Raw genomic sequence first — 17,256 nt, 5'->3', positions numbered from 1 at the left:
CCATCACGTGGCGCCCTAGTTGACCTGGAAGGTATTGGCCGCCGACCAGATTACGCTCACAGGATCGCCTTCCTGGAAGCGGATGTCGGCGGAATTCGTTACCACGACCCGGATCTCGCGGCCTGCAGTCTCGATATGATAGGTGGAATTGACACCCGAAAACATCTTACGGACGACGCGGCCGCCCAGTGTATTTTCGAAGGGCGGTGTGGTTGCCTGAGCGAATTGCATGCGCTCGGGACGGATCGCGCATTGCATCGGCTCGCCGGGTCTGTGGCGCTCCGCACCGGACACCAGGATCTTCGTTCCATCGGCCATGACCATAGCGTCGCCGGACCAGGTGCCGGACAGGATGTTTGCATCGCCCAGGAAGGTCGCGGCGAAGAGGCTTCGCGGACGGTTATAGATCTCCTCCGGCTCACCCTCTTCCACCAGTTGGCCATCTTTCAAGATGCCGACCCTGTCCGCCATGGTCAGCGCCTCTTCCTGGTCGTGGGTCACGAAGATCGTGGTGATGCCGATCTCGCGCTGGATCCGCTTGAGCTCCACCTGCATGTCGACGCGAAGCGATTTGTCCAGCGCGCCGAGCGGTTCGTCGAGAAGCAGCGCGCGCGGATTGATGACGAAGGCGCGGGCGAGCGCCACGCGCTGGCGCTGGCCGCCGGAGAGCTGATGCGGCTTGCGCTCGCCATAGGTGCCGAGCTTGACGAGGTCGAGCGCGGCCCGGACCTTGTCCCGGATCTCCGCTTTCGGCAGGCCGCGCACCTCGAGCCCGAAGGCGATGTTGTCGGCGACGTTCATGTTGGGAAACAGCGCATAGTTCTGAAACATCATGCCGATCTGGCGCTTCTCCAGCGGCACGCGCTCGACGCTCTCGCCGTCCATCTCGATCCGCCCGGCATTGGGGAAATCGAAGCCGGCAATCATCCGGAGCAGCGTCGTCTTGCCCGAGCCCGAGGGGCCGAGCAGCGCATAGAAGCCGCCATCATCGAAGCGCACCGAGACGTCGTCGAGCGCCTTGTGATTGCCGAATGTGCGGGAGAGATTCATGACCTCGACGCTTGCCACTATTGCTCTCCCCCGAATTTGTAGAAGCGTGCGGTGATCAGCATGATTGCCATCGACAGCAGGATGATGATGGTCGAGACCGCGTTGATCTCGGGCGTGAAGCCCTTGCGGATCGCAGCATAGATTTCCACCGGCAGGGTCGATTGTCCCGGCGTCGCCAGGAAATAAGAGACGACGAACTGGTCGAAGGACACGGCGAAGGCAAATAGCCCGCCGGCGATGATCCCCGGCGCGATCCACGGCAGCGTCACCCGCCGCGTCACCTGCCACTGGTTGGCGCCGAGCGACCGCGCCGCTTCCTCGAGTTCCGGCGCCAGCGTCTTGAGCCGCGCGTTGACGACGATGATCACGTAAGGCAGGGCGAGCGCGACGTGGCCGAGAATGATCGCATGCAGGCCGCGGCCGATGCCGACGCCGAAGAAGAAGATCAGCATCGCCGTGCCCGTGATCAGCCAGGGAATGGCGATCGGCGGCAACAGCGCCGCCTGCAGCACCGACTTACCGGGGAAATCGTAGCGATAGAGCGCGAGCGAGGCTGCCGTGCCGAGGATCGCGGAGACGATCGTGGTGATCACGGCGATCAACACGCTGTTCCAGGTCGCCGCGATCAGTTGGCTGTTGGCGAAGAAGGTCTCGTACCACACGGTCGACCACTCGATGGGCAGCATGTAGAAGGGTGAGGCGTTGAAGGACATCAGCGCCATGATGATGATCGGCAGATAGAGAAAGAGCAGCAGCAGGCCGACATAGAGCTTGCCGAGGCAGTTCAGCGTGCGCGTCAGCCCGTTCATTGCGCCCTCCGCATGATGGGGGAGGCAGCGGCCAGGATCACCAGCACGACGCCGAGCAGGATGAAGGATAGCGCCGCCCCAAGCGGCCAATTGAACACCGCCACGAACTGGTCCTCGATCACGGTTCCGTAGAAGGTACCCGTGCGGCCGCCCAAGATTCGCGGCTCCATGAAGGAGCCGACAACAGGCACGAAGATCAGCACTGCGCCGGCGACGATGCCTGGTACCGCGAGCGGCAGGATGATCTTTCTCAGCACCCGGAACCGCGAGGCGCCGAGCGACCGCGCGGCCTCGATCAGGCTGTCGTCGATCGCCTGCAGGGTGAGATAGCAGGTCAGCACCACATAGGGCACGTAGCTGTGCACGAGCCCGATGATCACAGCCGGGTAGGAATACATGAGGTCGATATTGATCTTGAACGGCAGCACGGCGTTGAGCATCGTGTCGAGAATGCCGCCCTCCCGCAGCACCATCGCCCACGAGAAGATGCGCACCAGCCCGTTGCTCCAGAAGGGCAGGATGACAAGCAGGAACACCGCTTCGCGGCTGCGGCCCTTCAGCACCTTGGCCAGCACATAGGCCGCAGGAAAGCCGACCAGCAGGCACCAGAAGGTCACCTCAAGTCCAAGCCGGAGCGAGGAGCCGAGCAGGGTAATGTAGATGCCGGTCGCGAAGAAGGCCTGGTAATTCTGTAGCGTAAACGACCAGTCGCGGCCGGTGAGCGGCATGTCGCTCATGAAGCTGAAGAAGACCATGGCCGACAGCGGCAGGAAGATGGCGATGACCAGCCAGACATAGGCGGGCAGGAGGAGTGGCATCGCCCTGCGGAGGGGGGAGTCATGCGGAATGTAAGCGATGTCTGCCAAGATCTATCCGCCAGTGAGAGTCACGACTTGAGAGTTTTACCCCTCACCAACTTCGGCCAAGGGTTCGCGTTGCTCACCCGGCCTTCGTATCCTCTCCCACAAGGGGAGAGGTAGGGTGCCGCGATCGCGGCCTAGCTTGGGGCACCGTGAGCGCCGCGGGTTTACCTCTCCCCTTGTGGGAGAGGATAGCAAGCCCGGCTGAGCCGAAGGCGAAGACTTGGGCGGGCTTGGTGAGGGGTGCACACCCAAGACAAGCACGCTCCGGCTACTTCACGTTGACCTTGATCTCCTGCCAGAGCGCCAGATAGGCCTCGCGCTGAGCATCGGTAATCGGCGCCTGGAACTTGATGCGCGAGGCGACCTTGGGATCGCCCATCACCACCCGGTTGAAAGCATCCGCGGGCAGGGCTTCGAGCGCCTTGTCATTCGCCGACACCGGGGCACCGACCTTGGCCACCCACTCAGTGTAGAAGCCCGGATCGATCATGTAGTTGATGAAGGCTTGGGCACCCTCGACATTCTTCGAACCCTTGGGGATCGAGAAGGCGTCGAGCCAGCCGACGCAGCCTTCTTCCGGGATCACCAGGCTCACCGGCAGCTTGAAGTTCTTCTTGGCGCGATCGGCCGAGCCGCTCCAATAGGTGCCGACATCGATCTGGTTGGCGGCGACCATCTGGTTGAAGTCGTTCTCGGCGCTCCAGAAGGTGCGGATCTGCGGCATGAGTGAGGTGAGCTTGGCCCTCACCGCATCCATGTCCTTGATGTCATTGATATCCTGGCCCGTCGCGATGGCGCCGAACTGGATCGCTTCGACGGCATCGTCGCGCAGCACGACGCGGCCCTTGTGTGCCTCGTCCCACATCACGCCGATCGAGGTCGGCGGAGTCGGAAAGCTCTTGTCGTTGATGGCGAGTGCCGTGACGCCCCAGACCCACGGCACGCCATAGACCTTGCCGTCGTGGTTCAGCATCGGCGACTGGGCCTTCTCGGCGCCGACATTGGCGTAGTTGGCGATCTTGGACGTATCGATCGGCTCGACCAGGCCTTCGCTGAACGCCTGGTCGTTGAAGGCGGCGTTGATCATCACGACGTCGTAGAGGCCGGGATTGGTCCTGAGCTTGGTGAGCATTTCCTGCTCGGAATTGAAGAAGTCGTTGATGACCTTGTGGCCGGTCGCCTTCTCGAAGGCTTCAATGGCCCAGGGTTCGTCGGCGCCGTAGCCCTTCCAGTTGAGCACGTGGAGTTCGGCAGCGAGCGCCGTTCCCGCCAGAAGTGCGGTCATGGCCACAGTCGTCATCGTCTTTGCAATCATGCGCGTCATGTTCATGACATTTCCTCTCCGTTTAGAGTGCCAATGTTCCCTTTGTCTCCGCATCAGCGGAATTCTCTTCCCGGGCACGTTTCAGGAATTCGTTGATTTCATCGGCATCGGGCGCCGCCGGCCCGCCATGGCGGGTGGTCGAGATGGCTGCCGCCGCATTGGCGTAGCGAAGTGCCTCGATCGGCGGCCGGCCCTGGCTCAGCGCGGCAATAAAGGCGCCGTCATGGGCGTCGCCCGCGCCGTTGGTATCGATTGTGTGGACGCGGAAGGCGGGCACAAAGACCGGTTCTTGGCCCGCCAGCGCAAGAAGCGCGCCAGCGGAACCAGAGCGCAGGACAATGCCTTTCGCCCGCCGACAGTGCCGCGCGAACAGGCGCGCCGCCATCTCGGCATCCTCGGTGCGACCGACGATATCAGCCGCCTCGTTGCGGTTGAGGCTGAGCCAGTCGGTGCGGCCGAGCACACGATGCAGCAGATCGACGGGGATCTCGCCGACAATGCCCGTCGGATCAAAGGCGAAGGTCGCATGGTCGGGCAGCGTTTCGATGAAGCGCGTCTGGCCCTGCTGGCTGCCGGGATAGGCGAGCGTGTAGCCCGTGGTGAACACCCAGTCGCCGGGTGAAGGCATCATGTAGGGAAAATCGTCAGGCGTGATAACGCCCTCGGCGCCGGGTCGGGATACAAATGTCCGCTCACCGTCGCCCTCGGTCACGAAGACCACGCAGGTGCCGCTGTCGATGCCGCGGCTGACCGGCTGGAGCCGCTCGATGCCCTCTGCGGCGAGCGCGTCGGAAATCAACATCCCGAACGGCCCGTCGCCGATCTTGCCGGCATAGGCCGTGCGCATGCCGCTCCGCTTCGCCGCGACCATCATGTTGAAACCCCCACCGGGAAGGGCGGAGAAGGATGAAGCGGTAAGGTCGTCGCCAGGACCGGGCAGACGGACGATGCGGTAGATGAAATCGACAACAGAACTGCCGATATGGATGAGACGGGGATCAGCCATGCTGCGCCTCCCGTGCGGCAAACCGTGCCCGAACCAGCGCGTGAGCCAGTTCCTTGACCGCGTCGAGATCGATGCCGACAAGGCCGCCGATCCTGTCGGCGGGCAGGCTGTCGTAGCCGGCGCAGGCGCCGGCCATGGATCCGGCGATGGCGCCGATCGTATCGGTATCACCACCGAGATTGGCGGCGATCACCGCAGCTTTCCAGGCATTTCCCTCGGCGAGCTTCAGCACGGCGAAGGCCGCCGGCACGGATTCCTGCGAGATGACACTGGTGCCGAGCCGGTCGAAGACACGCGAAATGCCTTCCTCGACCGAGCAGCCCTCGACCATCTCAAGCGCCCATTCGATGCGCGCAGCAATTGTGCCGCCCGGTACCCAATGACCCTGCTTCTCGCCCGCACGCGCCGCGGCGACCCCATGGCTGATCGCCTTGCGCCAATCGGCGCCGTCGATGCCATGACTGATAACGGTCGCCACGGCTGCGGCAGAGGATATCGCAATCGTCGTGTTGTGGGTGGCGCCGCAGGTCTCCGCGACCCGTGCAATCAGCGCGTCGCCCGGCGGGACAAGGATGCCGACGGGCGCGATCCGCATTGCCGCGCCATTGGTCTCGCCGTTGCGGCCTGCTTCCTCGGGCGGCGTGCCTGAATTGATCGCGTCGATCGCCCGCTTGGTCGAGGGGCCGAGCAGGTCGTAGCCGCCGCGCGCCTTGATGTCTTCCTCCCAGGCGATGAGAGCATTGACCCAGGCATGATGATCGAAGCTCTGGCCGGATTTCAGCAGCACCGATGCGAGCAGCAGCGTCTGTTCGGTATCGTCAGTGATCGTGCCCGCCTTGAGGCCCTTCGACACCGGATGATCCGGCGCGGGATCGACAAAGCGATCGACGAAACCGTAGTCGGCCCTGATCTCGGCGGGCGATAGAAGCTGGGTCGGCATGCCCATGGCGTCGCCGAGCGCGCCGCCGACGAGTGCCCCCAGAGCTCTGTTGAATGCGATCTCCTCCTGCACCGCCATCGTCAGAACTCCAGATGAAGCGCGAAATAGGCGGGGTTGAGCAAGCTGGTGACATATTCGATCGGCCGCCCCTCGGCCTCCCGCGTCAGTCGCCGAGTGCGGAGGAAGGCACTGCCAGGAGCGCAGCGGAGCAGTTCCGCATCGGCTGCGCCCAGCATTTCGATATCGGCCCATTCCTCGCCATGGTCGGGCACGAGGCCAGCCGCGCGCAGCGTCTGGGTAAGGGAGCCGTCGCGAAGACCGCGTAACGGCACGTCTTCGAGTTCCGGCAGGAACGGCACCCGGCTGCGTTCGATCGAGATGGGCGTCTGGTCCTTCGCCAAAAGGCGGAGACGATCGACCGCGATGAAGGCGTCGTCGTCGATCTTCATTTGCGCTGCGAGCGCCGCATCCCGCATCATTTCGATGCGCAGGACGCGTGTCGCCGTGTCGGCGCCGACATCTGCGAGCGCCTTCGACCAACCCATGACATCATTGATCGTCTGGCCGTTGAAGGTGACGAAGGAACCGATGCCGACTTTGGTTGTGATCAGGCCGCGGCTGTTCAGCTCCTCGAGACCCTTGCGCAACGTGTTGCGGCTGACGGCGAAGCGCTGGACAAGTTCGTTTTCGCTCTGCAGCCGGTCGCCGAAGGCGAGTACGCCCGAGCGGATCTCCTGTTCAAGAACAGAAGCGATCTGCTCCGGCTTCGGCGCGCCGGGCTTCAAGGGGGTCTTCAGACTGGAGCGCCGAGCCATGTCATGCCTGTGCAATGAACCTGTTTAATCCTGTTCACTAGCATGCCATGAAATTGCTGCCTGTCAACATCTGGCTTCCATGCACCGATAATGCCATAAATCGGCGTCATCGAGGCAGGTGTCATGAAGATGAAGAACGCGCCGGATTTCACCCTTGACGGCAAGGTGACGCTCGTGACCGGGGCGAGCCGCGGGATCGGTCGTGCTTGCGCGATCGCCTGTGCCGCCTCGGGGTCGGATATCGTTCTGGGGGTCCGAGATGTCGCGGCAGCTGCGGACCTCGTTGTCGAACTCGAGGGCATCGGGCGCAGGGTCCTCCTGGTCGAGCTCGACATCCCCAACAAGACACATATCGCAGGAGCAGTTGATGCGGCGCTGCGGACGTTTGGGCGGATCGACATCCTCGTGAACAATGTCGGGGTGGCTCCGGGCGATCTCGCCGAACGCGTCGAGGAGAAGGACCTCGACCAGATACTGGATGTCAACATCAAGGGCACCTTCCTGATGACCCAGGCGGTCGGCCGTCATATGATCGAGCGCAAAGAGGGGCGTATCATCAGCATCAGTTCGCAGGCCGGCACCGTGGCGCTCCGCGGCGAGGCGATCTACTGCATGAGCAAGGCGGCCATCAACCATCTGACGCGGTGCCTTGCAGCCGAGTGGGCGCGTTACAACGTGACTGTGAATACCGTGTCGCCGACTTTCATCCACACCGACGGCACTGCACCCTTTCTGTCCGATTCCGACAACCGCCAGGCGACGCTCGACCATATTCCACTCGGTCGGATCGGTGAAACCGACGATGTGGTGGGTGCCGTGGTCTTCCTTGCATCGCCGGCCGCGAGCCTGATCACCGGCGCGAACCTGTTGGTGGATGGCGGCTGGTCTGTCGCCTGAGGGTCCGACATGGCGGTCAGCGACGCCTCGCCGGTGGTAGCTCAGCTATTGAAATCTCGATGCATCGTCACGACCTGAGGGGTACAGGAGCCGATCATGTTCTACGTCCTCATCAGTTTGTCCGTCGCCTTCAGCATCTGTGTCGCTGTCAGTACGTTCTTCTTCGTTCGCTACCTGGCCGCAAAGACGCGCCTGGTTGAGAAAAACATTGACGATGTGATTGCGGGCAAGCTCAGCGGCAACAAACAGCTTGGGGAATTGAAGCGCCTCCGCGAGGAGACCACGGTGATGCGCAATCTCTTGCTCGACATGGTGGAGAACGAAGCTTCTCTCGTGGGAATGAATGAGCAGACGCCGTCGGATGTGAAGCAGCGTCGCCTCGACGCGCGCACGGCCCGGCGTCGGGAATTGTTCGGAGAGGCCATGGTCATCCTGCAGAAGGGGCCGCCTAGGCAGATCCGCATCCCGCATCCTGCCAAGTAGCACGATCCGCTGCCGGCATTCCGACGATGAGTTTCCAGCTCTGTCGCTCGTTGAATGCGTGTCACCTGCGCGCTCTCAATAGCTGACGTATTGTTGAAACAGGCGGGAGCGAAATAGATCGCGTTTTCCCCAGTAGAGAACGAGGACTTGGGCCCGGTCGCTTCGGCGGCCGGGCTTTTTCTTCGTCGTGTCGCCGCTTCTATCCTTTCGCGCGAAACTGGAGCTCATCCGGTATCAGCATCACCCGTGCCATCATTGTGGATTGGCGGGTTCAAGTGACCCGAAACTGACTGCCTTAGCCGTGCCGGCATCTTAGGAATTCGTTCACACAGGAACGATCGCCCCACATTTCCGTTACTGGGCGTCTCCAACAAAGGAAATTCCCGTGAAAACTCTCGCCGAATTGTTCGAGCACACGCTCAAAGACGTCTACTACGCCGAGAACGCAATCACCAAGTCGCTGCCAAAGATCGCCGTCGCGGTGAAGAATGCCAAGCTGAAGGCTGCGGTCGAAGCCCATCTCCAGGAGACCAAGGGGCAGATCGAAACGCTCAAGAAAGTGTTCAAGACGATCAATGTCAAACCCGAAGGCGTGAAATGCGATGCCGCCGATGGCCTCATCAAGGAAGCCGAGGGTTTGATGGAAGAGGCCGAAGGTGTCGCTCTCGATGCAGGCCTGATCGGTGCCTGCCAGGCCGTCGAGCACTACGAAATCTCGCGCTATGGCTCGCTGCGGGAATGGGCGAAGGTCCTGGGCAATGAGAAGGCGCATGTTCTCCTGACGGAAATCCTCGACGAGGAAAAGGGGGCGAACGCCAAGCTGACCACGCTAGCGATAACCGCCATCAATTCCAAATAGGCAGCGGGCATTGTAGATCGGCGGCCCCGTCGCATGAGCGTCGGGGTTTTTTCAATTCGACACCAATGAAGGAGCCACGCAGATGCCGACCGATTCCGAGGCCTACACGCCGACCGTGCCTGACGCGTCGCCCGGATCGACCCGGCTGCAGAAATATGTCGGGTGCATTCTGTTCCTGATGGTCATCTATAGCCTCTATATCGGACGTGAGTTCCTCACCCCGATCGTCCTGGCTTTCCTTCTCGCGCTCACGCTCACGCCGGTGGTGCGATTCCTATCCAAGCGCTCGGTGCCATCGGCGCTCTCCGCCACGCTGCTGATCGTTGTAACGGCGGCAGCGATTGCGGTGCTCGTCTACGTGACCAGCGGCCCCGTATCGGCGCTCGTGGCGGACGCGCCAGCCATAGGCGAAAAACTCCAGGCAAAGGTCCACACGCTGCAGATGACGGTGGAGAAGGCGATCAAGGCCACCGCACAGATCGACTCCGCGACGGAAGCCGTCTCCGACACGAATGTCCAGAAAGTCGTCGTCGCGCAGCCGGGCATCCTCTCCCGCGCCGCCGGCAACGCGGTGTCGATCGGCACCACGCTAGCCATTACTTTCGTGCTGTCGCTGTTCCTGCTCGCGTCCGGTACGATGTTCTACGAAAAGATCATCCAGAGCGTTCCCAAGCTGAGTGACAAGAAGAAGGTGCTCAGAGTGGTTTATAACGTCGAGCGGGAGATATCCCGCTATCTCTTCACGATCACCATCATCAATGCTGGCCTGGGCGTCGCCGTTGGCACGGGCCTGTGGCTGCTGGGAATTCCCGACGCGCTCGTCTGGGGCGTGGCCGCCGCGATCCTGAACTTCCTTCCCTATATCGGGGCCCTGGTGACCGTGCTGCTCGTCGCGGTGATATCGCTTGCCACCTTCGACGGGATCGTGATCGGCCTCGCCGCCCCCGCTTTCGTCCTCGCCTGCAACATCATCGAGGGGCAGCTCGTCACGCCGCTGATGCTGGGTCGGCGGCTGGAACTCAATACGGTCGCCGTCTTCATCTCGATCTCGTTCTGGTCATGGATTTGGGGCTTCATCGGCGCGCTCCTCGCGGTCCCTATTCTTGTTGTGATCAAAGTGATCTGCGATCATTTCGACCCGCTCCAGGCGTTTGGAAACTTCCTCTCGGCGCAGCAATCAATGTCGAAGCCGGAGGAGTGATCCGTCTTCGCGCAACATTGTCACATCAATGGAACGGAGTGAGGCGCTGCCCGTTGTTTCCTGCGGTGAGACGATCACGTCTCTTACAAGGAGAATGAAATGGGTAGCACTTCAGACAAGGTCGTCGGCAAGGCAAACGAGTTGGTCGGCAAGGCGCGTCAGGGCGTGGGCAAGGCGATGGACGACAAGGAAATGCAGGCCAAGGGCATCGTCCAGGAAGCAAAGGGTGACGCCCAGCAGGTCAAGGGCAAGGCCAAGGAAGCCATCAAGGGCGTCGTCGATCGCGCCTGAACGAGAACCGACGACAAAAGGGCGCTCGCCACCGGCTGAGCGCCCGGTCTCCAGACAGATGACCGGGAAGCCCTAATGCAAACCAGGCCTGAGAGCGTTACTCGGGCTGATGGACGCCCGACGCGAGTTGGCAGGGCAAGAAATCTCGATGGCATGGGAAACCGCGCATGGATTTGCAGCGCGATTTCAACAAAAGCCGTTCAGCTTTAGAATCTTGTGGGCCTCGATCGATGCGCGGAGAGCGTCTTCAGAGGAGCGATTTCCCTCGTTGGCATCCGGATGATGCATGATGAGCTTTTCCTTGTAGCGACTCCTGATCTCCTGCGGCGTCGCATTTGGCGAGAGGCCAAGCGTCTCAAAAGCCCGAGCTTCAAGCGCCTTCAGCTTTCGCACCTCAGGGTCACGTCGATCTGTCTGGCGTTGGGTTGTGGTCTTGCGAGCGTTCAAAGCCTTCGCAGAACCCGATCGAGCGGTAGACGGCATCGGCGCTTCGGCAGATTTTTCGACAACGGTGCCCCAAGTCTGGCGTTCGCCGGTCGTGGCTTCTCTTTGATAGCGGGCGACTTCCGGGCTGGAGAGATCGGTCGCGTAATTGTAGCCCTTGTTGTATTCCTTGACGTGCTCAAGACAGAACAACAGATACAGGCCTTCGGCGTCCCGCCCGACCGGCGCGCGGTGCGCTCCATGCTTTTCGCACTGGTCCCACTGGCATTTCGGACCGGTGGGTTCGCTGCGAGGAGCTGATTTTTTTCGAGTGGATTTGAGACCAACGAAGATTTTTGATTCGACCGCCATGGCTCTATATGGAGAAAGCCGATCAACTAGGCAAGAATTGGCGAATTGGGCATGTGCGAACCTTGGGCATGCTGGCGGCGCTCTCCTTCAATCAACCCGCTCCCAAGGGCACCGCTGCGACCAGTGCGGCACGATTGTCGACCTGGAGTTTCTGGTAGATCGATTGCGTCTGGTTGCGCACCGTCGCCGGCGCAAGACCGAGATGACGGGCGACCTCCTTGGCGCTCTTTCCGCCTGCGAGCTCGCGCGCGACCTCGCGCTCTCTCTTGGTGAGCAGATCGAAACGGTTCAGGCGCCGGAGTGTCAGGCGGCGGAGGTCCATGTTGAGAAAATTGGGTGTCCGCTCGACCAAAACGACAAGATCGCGCTCCGACAGGATATGGGTGCCGGGTTGGCTGATCAGGCAGGCAAGCTGTTCGGGCAGGTTGTCACCCGTCCAGCGCGGCCAGACATCGCCGAACTGCTCTCTGAGAGCGTCGAGACAGAGAAGGCCGATACCATCCTTCGAGGCAAGGATTGTCACCGAACCGGGCACGGAGATACGGCCGGGCTCCGATGTCGAGAGCTTCATCGCCGAGGAGAGATGATTGACGGCGCATTGCAAAAAATCGCGCTCTTCCTCGTTGAAGGCCCGCGCGGTTTTGCCGGTGCGGTATGAGGAGATGTAGAAGTTGGCAAACTCTCCATAGCGCCCGTTCATCGCGGTCGCCATCCGTCTCAGACCGTAGCTGTCCGACAGGTCCGCCATGCCGTCGGTCTGGCGCGACTGCCCCCGGTCGTAGGTGGCGACGTAACCGGGGTTTTCGATCATCGACCGGGCAAGCAGGTCCTGGTCGGACATTCTGAGCCAGTTGCCGTAGTAATTCTCCGGCAGGTTGAAGGTGGTATTGGCATAGACCTCCACGCCTTCCTGGCGCAGTGTCGCCCAGCCATACCATGCCGCGTCAAAGCCGAGTGTCTCAGAGAGTTCGGATACGGCCCAGCGCGCCAAGCCCTCCGCGTCCTCAGACTGGGTGCGGTGGTTCATGTCGCTTATGAAACGCGAAAAGCTGGTTATTCCCAGTCCCATAGGCCCCCCAGACCCCAGACAGGACATCCTGACAGGTCGGCTCGAAACTCCTTCCGCATTCCAGGAAACGAGGCCCGGTTCATTCCGGCTTGGACTTCAGCGCCAGAGCTTTTCGTCTCCGGTATACTGACTGCCGGGCAGGGCTCCTTCCCTCAGGAAAGCATTTAACACATTTAGCATTATCTTCGCCACATTGTTTTCGCCGCCGTGGCAGGGCAGGGCCTGGCTCCAGGCGATCGAGCCGACGCTGAAGCAGGCGCCGTTTTCGGGCGTGGAGAAGAGGATCATGTCGCCCCGCACCTGCGCATCCTGCGTGCCGCCGCGGCCGGGGAAGGCATAGGTGACCTCTTCGGAGACGAGCGGGTAGTTGTCGGAATGGCCCGAAGTCGATCCAACGAGCAGCGTATGCGGCGGCGTGCCGAGGCCGAGTTCGTAGCGGTCGATCTCGATGCCGCCGGCGCCGCCGCCGGCGAGGCCGAAGTCGCCGATCAATTCATCGTCGCCGATACCCTCGAAGATCCAGGAGGCGCGCTTGTGGAAGCTGTCCGGCATCCGTTCGAAAGGCTGGCTCGCATCCATGCCCTCGGCTGTGAAGCCGAGGCCGACGATCTTCTGTGGCGCCCGGCCACGCGACCGCCAGAGGCCCGACCTTTGGCCGGTACAGGCCAGGTAGCCCTCGCCGGGTTCGGCCTGCCAGGCGCGGGAACCGGCGTCGAGTTTGCGGACCTCGATGCAGTGGGGTTCGTCCTTGCGCGTGCCCGTCACCCAATAATAGCCGTTGCCGCCAAGATACATCACGCGGCCGCCTTCTTTCAGGTAAGCCTCGGTCGCGTCCATCATCTCCTCGGAATAATATTCGGGATGGGTGCCGTTGATTACCGTCCGGTACGGCTTGAGGCATTCGAGGCCTTCGGCGTGGAGGTCATGGTCGGTGATCAGGTCGTAGTCCAGACCCACATGTTCCAGCCACCAGATCAGTGACAGGTCTGCGGGGAGCGCCCAGGGGAAGTTCATCGCCGGCAAGCGGTAGCGGGGCCTCAGCGTGATGATCGGCCGCTTCCAGGAGGAATAGCAGCAGCCGGCGCCGTCGGAATGGTGGTCATAGGTCGAGAGGCCGAACTCCTCGAGCTTTTTGTATTCGAGATCCTCCTCGTTCAGCACCGGCGTATGCGCCGTGATCGCCTGGGCAATCGGGGCCTCGTAGGACAGATGCTCGTTGCCATAGGCGAGATAGGTGAAGGTCGGGAGCAGCAGGGCGAGCTTGGCCTTCGGCGTCTTGGGGCGGACGATGAAGGGGACGGAGTCGGTGCCGTTGCCCGCCGCGATTTTCAGGCAATAGATGCCAGACTTGAGATCGTCGGGGAGGGGAAGTGAAAAGGTCTTCTGCCAGCGGCAGTCGGTCAGCGCGTCGTCGTGATAGTGCACGCCGCCGAATGTTTCAGGCGCAAGGCGATAGCTTTCCTCGCCCTTCCAGTTGAAGCCGGTCATGCAGCGAACCGGGCGGTTGATCCCTTGCATGTGGAGGCCGTGCGGGCCGGTGTCGGGGATGGTGTCGCCCACGCCCTCGCGTGAGAGGTTCGCGGTCGGATCCCAATAGGCCGCGAGGCCTTCTGGCGACGGTGCCGCACCGCCGGCAAGGGCTACGATCTCGGCCCTCGTCAACAGGCGATCATAGACCCCGGCGCGATCGATCTTGCCGTTGAACAGCAGGCTGGCATGATGGCCGCGGATCGGGTTCCAGGCCGTCGCCGAAGCCAGCTTGAAGCTCGCTTCGCCTCCCGTTGGAACAGGCGAAACGCGAAGGCTTTCGCGCACCCAGCTGTCGGCTTCGAAGGGCACGACAGTCGATATCCGACTGTTCCAGGCGTTGACGCAATTGATCAGATGCAGTTCGGCCTTCCTCGTCGCGCCATCGAAGGACGCGGCGATGAAATACCAACAGCGCGGCACCAGCGTGATCTCGGTGCGGATCTCGTCGACATGGGTTCCGTCGCCGACCCAGAGCGCGACATGGCCATCCGGATCGACGCCGAGGCCGAAGCCCATGGTGCGATCGATCGCCCAGCGCCCCATGATCTGCTGGCGTTCCGCCTTCGGCGCGGTGGGCTGGAAATGGGCGAACAGGGTGAAGGAGGATAGGCCGTCCAGGCGTCCGTTTGGATCATCTGTGCGGGCGAAGCTGCCGAGTTGGGTGAATTGCCGCCCGGCGGGGATCGATGCGGGGAGCTTGATGTCGGTTGGCAGTTCGACATAGCCCGGCCCCTCCGGGTTCTCGTCGCCATGGATGACCCGGACCAGGCTCGCGGTCACGTGATCCTGTCCCTCGACCGAGATCATGAAGTCGACCGTCCCGCCCGCCCGGGCGCAAAGAGGATCGGCATAGCCGAAGATGCGGGTATTGGTCATGGGATCAGCTTTCCATCAGGTCGTTTACGCGCAGCAGGAACACGGCGTGATAGGCATCGTTGATGTCGTCATAGGTCCGGTCGTCGACGAGGCGCGGCGGGGCGCCGCGAACGCCGGAGAAGGCAACGATCTTGTAGGCGTGGAACTGGCCGGACTGGCGGATGATGGCGTATTTGTCGGCGACATCGCCACGGCGGAAATAGTTGAGCACGCGGGAAAGCCCGTCGGAATGCTGGCCAAGCGGTTGACGCTGATGTTCTGCGATCAGTTCGGGCGTGATCAGCGTCTTGAGATGGTCGCGCAGGCGCTTGTCGAAGCGCCGGTAATAGATCGCCTGTTTGTCCTGGATCTCGATGGCTTCTTCGGGCATGATCTCGCCCCCCTTTTCGCTGCGGCGCGCACGCGCCTCTGATTGCCTGCGGCGGCGCCAGCGGCGGAATTGATCGCGGGCGCCGGCAATACCGTTGTCGGTCCAGAGCGTGACCATCAGTAGGATCGCGGCGACCAAGAGAATGCGGACCGGACCCAGATCCAGGAGGCCCTTGTCGATCAGGACGACGATCGCAGTGCCGATCACCGCGCCTTCGGCCCGCCCCAGGCCGCCGATGACGATCATGGCGAAGAGCAGCATCAACTGGTCGAGCGAGAAGATCGCCGGTGAGATCGAGCCGTAGAACTGGGCATAGAACGCCCCGGTCACGCCGAGGCCTGCCGAGGAAATCAGGAACACCTGCATGCGCGCCCGGCGATAATCGATACCGGCGGCCTGGGCGAAATCCTCGTCCTCGCGGGCGGTCTGCAACAGCATGCCGAGCCGTTCGGAATTGACGATCCGGAAGGTCAAGAGCGCCAGCAGCAGCAGAATGAAGGCGCCGGCGAAGCCCACCAGCAAGCCCGGACGCTGCAGCATCCAATCCTTCGGGATGAAGCCTGCGACGCTGTTGATCGAGCCATTATACGGCGTCAGCGGCTTGAGCTGCTGGACGAAGACGCGGCAGATCTCGGCCACACCCATGGTCAACAGCGCATAGTAGAGCCCGTCGAGCCGGGTCGACGGCAGGGCGAGAAGGCCGCCGGCGACAAACCCCGCCAGCCCGCCGGCTAGGAACATGAAAGGCCAGGGCAGGCCGAGATAGACATTGAGTGCGGCGCTGCAATAGCCGCCGATGCCGACGACAGCGAGTGTCGCCAGACTGAAAATGCCGGCCGTGCCGATGATCAGGGTCCAGAGCACATTGATCGCGGAAAAGATGCAGAAGATCGAGACGATCGTCAGCGCCGAATTCGACAGGAACGGCGCCGACAGCGCTAGCAGCGCCAGCGCGATGGTCCACCAGAGCGGCTTCTTGTCCGCGAGCAGGCGCTCCTGCTTCAGCGTCTTGGGGTTCAGCCGCGAGCGCCATTTGAGTAGATGGCGCCGGGTGAAGGGCAGGCGGCGGCGGTCGAGCGGCTCGCTGCCCGACACAGGCAGTGTCACCTCCTGCGGGCGTTGACCGATCTCGAAGAGTTTTTTCTCGGTCATTTGCGCGCCTTGTCCAGGAGCCCGCCGATGCCCCGCGGACGGATGATCAGGACGGCGATGATGAAGAGGAAGGTTCCGAACAGCACGTAGCGCTGGCCGAGGAAGGGCACGGCGCCGATGATCGCTTCGAGGAAGCCGATGATCACGGCGCCCGCCACCGCACCCGGAACCGAGCCGAGCCCGCCGAGCAACGCGATCGTCAGGCCTTTGATGAGCGGAATGGCACCCGATGTCGGCGAGACGAAGATGGTCTGCGACAGGAGCACCGAGGCGAGGCCGGCCAGCGCCCCGGTCAGCATGGTCACGGGCAGCGCCGTCCACCGCACGGAGATCGCCGACAGCACCGCGCCCTCAGGATTCTGCATCATGGCGCGGATTTCCAGGCCCTTGCGGCTGACCTTCAGCCAAAGCAGGACGAGGCCGAGGATGATGGTGGTCCCGATGATGGTTCCCAGCTGGTCGTAACGCGCCGAGAGGCCGAGGAACTCGATCCTGCCCATGCCGAAAATCTTGGGAAGGTTCTTCTGCTTGGGGCCGAAGGTCCAGAGCAGCGTCTGCACCGTCGCCATGTTGATCGCAAGCGTGACGATCAGGCTGCGGACGGCGAAATTGGGCTTGTCGTGAATCGGCAGGAATGCGAGGAGGTAGATCAGCCCACCCATGATTGCGCCGCTCAACGCGCCTGCCGAGAGGCAGAGCCCGGCCATGGCGATCGTGCCGGACAGGGTCTTGCCCAGGGTGGCGAGGATCAACGGCTTGGCGACTTCGGCGGCCCCCCAGGCTGCATAGCCGGCCACGGCGAAGGAGGCGCCATGCGCCATGTTGATCATGCCGATCGACGACCAGAGCAGGCTGATGCCGATGGCCATCAGCCCGTAGATGGCAGCCAGCGAAAGTCCGTGAACGAGGAGGATCGACAGGTCCAT

The 17,256-nt window shown here is 62.3% G+C and carries 17 protein-coding genes; 5 read left to right on the top strand and 12 right to left on the bottom strand.

Annotated features, from left to right (window positions below; genetic code table 11):
• Nucleotides 1-15 precede the first annotated feature (15 nt).
• The 7 genes from AC2YI2_RS21610 to AC2YI2_RS21580 all read right to left on the bottom strand — a co-directional run bounded on the left by AC2YI2_RS21610 (nucleotide 16) and on the right by AC2YI2_RS21580 (nucleotide 6,777).
• Entirely contained in the window at nucleotides 16-1,068 is a 1,053-nt protein-coding gene (locus AC2YI2_RS21610) for an ABC transporter ATP-binding protein (protein ID WP_487388553.1), read from the bottom strand.
• A complete protein-coding gene (locus AC2YI2_RS21605; RefSeq protein WP_487388552.1) occupies nucleotides 1,068-1,859 on the bottom strand; it encodes an ABC transporter permease in 792 nt (263 codons plus the stop codon). Before AC2YI2_RS21605 ends, AC2YI2_RS21610 begins: the two co-directional genes overlap by 1 nt.
• Nucleotides 1,856-2,677 (bottom strand): ABC transporter permease, encoded by an 822-nt coding sequence (locus tag AC2YI2_RS21600; RefSeq protein ID WP_487388658.1) that lies wholly within the window; start codon nucleotides 2,675-2,677, stop codon nucleotides 1,856-1,858. Before AC2YI2_RS21600 ends, AC2YI2_RS21605 begins: the two co-directional genes overlap by 4 nt.
• A 313-nt stretch (nucleotides 2,678-2,990) precedes the next feature.
• Entirely contained in the window at nucleotides 2,991-4,052 is a 1,062-nt protein-coding gene (locus AC2YI2_RS21595) for an ABC transporter substrate-binding protein (RefSeq protein ID WP_487388551.1), read from the bottom strand.
• Between the two features lie 16 nt (nucleotides 4,053-4,068).
• Nucleotides 4,069-5,052: a PfkB family carbohydrate kinase gene (locus tag AC2YI2_RS21590; protein ID WP_487388550.1), complete on the bottom strand. Its 984-nt coding sequence runs from the start codon at nucleotides 5,050-5,052 to the stop codon at nucleotides 4,069-4,071.
• A complete protein-coding gene (locus tag AC2YI2_RS21585; RefSeq protein ID WP_487388549.1) occupies nucleotides 5,045-6,070 on the bottom strand; it encodes an ADP-ribosylglycohydrolase family protein in 1,026 nt (341 codons plus the stop codon). The genes AC2YI2_RS21590 and AC2YI2_RS21585 overlap by 8 nt, the downstream gene beginning before the upstream one ends.
• A 2-nt stretch (nucleotides 6,071-6,072) precedes the next feature.
• Entirely contained in the window at nucleotides 6,073-6,777 is a 705-nt protein-coding gene (locus tag AC2YI2_RS21580) for a GntR family transcriptional regulator (protein WP_487388548.1), read from the bottom strand.
• Between the two features lie 153 nt (nucleotides 6,778-6,930).
• On the opposite strand from AC2YI2_RS21580, the gene AC2YI2_RS21575 reads away from it, so the two are divergent.
• From AC2YI2_RS21575 to AC2YI2_RS21555, 5 genes are all read left to right on the top strand, one after another.
• The gene (locus tag AC2YI2_RS21575; protein WP_487388547.1) at nucleotides 6,931-7,704 is read left to right on the top strand and encodes an SDR family NAD(P)-dependent oxidoreductase; all 774 of its coding nucleotides are present in this window, start codon (nucleotides 6,931-6,933) and stop codon (nucleotides 7,702-7,704) included.
• Nucleotides 7,705-7,800: 96 nt separating this feature from the next.
• Complete coding sequence (locus tag AC2YI2_RS21570; protein WP_487388546.1) at nucleotides 7,801-8,187, top strand: hypothetical protein; 387 nt, start codon at nucleotides 7,801-7,803, stop codon at nucleotides 8,185-8,187.
• A gap of 385 nt (nucleotides 8,188-8,572) precedes the next feature.
• Nucleotides 8,573-9,046: a YciE/YciF ferroxidase family protein gene (locus AC2YI2_RS21565; RefSeq protein WP_487388545.1), complete on the top strand. Its 474-nt coding sequence runs from the start codon at nucleotides 8,573-8,575 to the stop codon at nucleotides 9,044-9,046.
• A gap of 82 nt (nucleotides 9,047-9,128) precedes the next feature.
• Nucleotides 9,129-10,247, top strand: a complete 1,119-nt coding sequence (locus tag AC2YI2_RS21560) for an AI-2E family transporter (protein ID WP_487388544.1) — start codon at nucleotides 9,129-9,131, stop codon at nucleotides 10,245-10,247.
• 99 nt (nucleotides 10,248-10,346) lie between these two features.
• Nucleotides 10,347-10,538 carry a CsbD family protein gene (locus AC2YI2_RS21555; RefSeq protein WP_487388543.1) on the top strand — a complete coding sequence of 64 codons (192 nt, stop codon included), beginning with the start codon at nucleotides 10,347-10,349 and terminating at the stop codon, nucleotides 10,536-10,538.
• Nucleotides 10,539-10,724: 186 nt separating this feature from the next.
• Here AC2YI2_RS21555 and AC2YI2_RS21550 read toward each other — a convergent pair whose 3' ends face one another.
• The 5 genes from AC2YI2_RS21550 to AC2YI2_RS21530 all read right to left on the bottom strand — a co-directional run bounded on the left by AC2YI2_RS21550 (nucleotide 10,725) and on the right by AC2YI2_RS21530 (nucleotide 17,256).
• Nucleotides 10,725-11,333, bottom strand: coding sequence for a DnaJ domain-containing protein (locus AC2YI2_RS21550; RefSeq protein WP_487388542.1), 609 nt, complete (start codon nucleotides 11,331-11,333; stop codon nucleotides 10,725-10,727).
• A gap of 91 nt (nucleotides 11,334-11,424) precedes the next feature.
• Complete coding sequence (locus AC2YI2_RS21545; protein ID WP_487388541.1) at nucleotides 11,425-12,360, bottom strand: LuxR C-terminal-related transcriptional regulator; 936 nt, start codon at nucleotides 12,358-12,360, stop codon at nucleotides 11,425-11,427.
• 138 nt (nucleotides 12,361-12,498) lie between these two features.
• Entirely contained in the window at nucleotides 12,499-14,808 is a 2,310-nt protein-coding gene (locus AC2YI2_RS21540; RefSeq protein WP_487388540.1) for a N,N-dimethylformamidase beta subunit family domain-containing protein, read from the bottom strand.
• A gap of 4 nt (nucleotides 14,809-14,812) precedes the next feature.
• Nucleotides 14,813-16,330 (bottom strand): branched-chain amino acid ABC transporter permease, encoded by a 1,518-nt coding sequence (locus AC2YI2_RS21535; protein ID WP_487388539.1) that lies wholly within the window; start codon nucleotides 16,328-16,330, stop codon nucleotides 14,813-14,815.
• Nucleotides 16,327-17,256, bottom strand: coding sequence for a branched-chain amino acid ABC transporter permease (locus AC2YI2_RS21530; protein WP_487388538.1), 930 nt, complete (start codon nucleotides 17,254-17,256; stop codon nucleotides 16,327-16,329). Before AC2YI2_RS21530 ends, AC2YI2_RS21535 begins: the two co-directional genes overlap by 4 nt.

The organism is Rhizobium sp. SRI_017, from assembly GCF_057586295.1.
The sequence above is the reverse complement of the archived record's forward strand: the minus strand, read 5'-3'. Positions and strand labels throughout refer to the sequence as shown.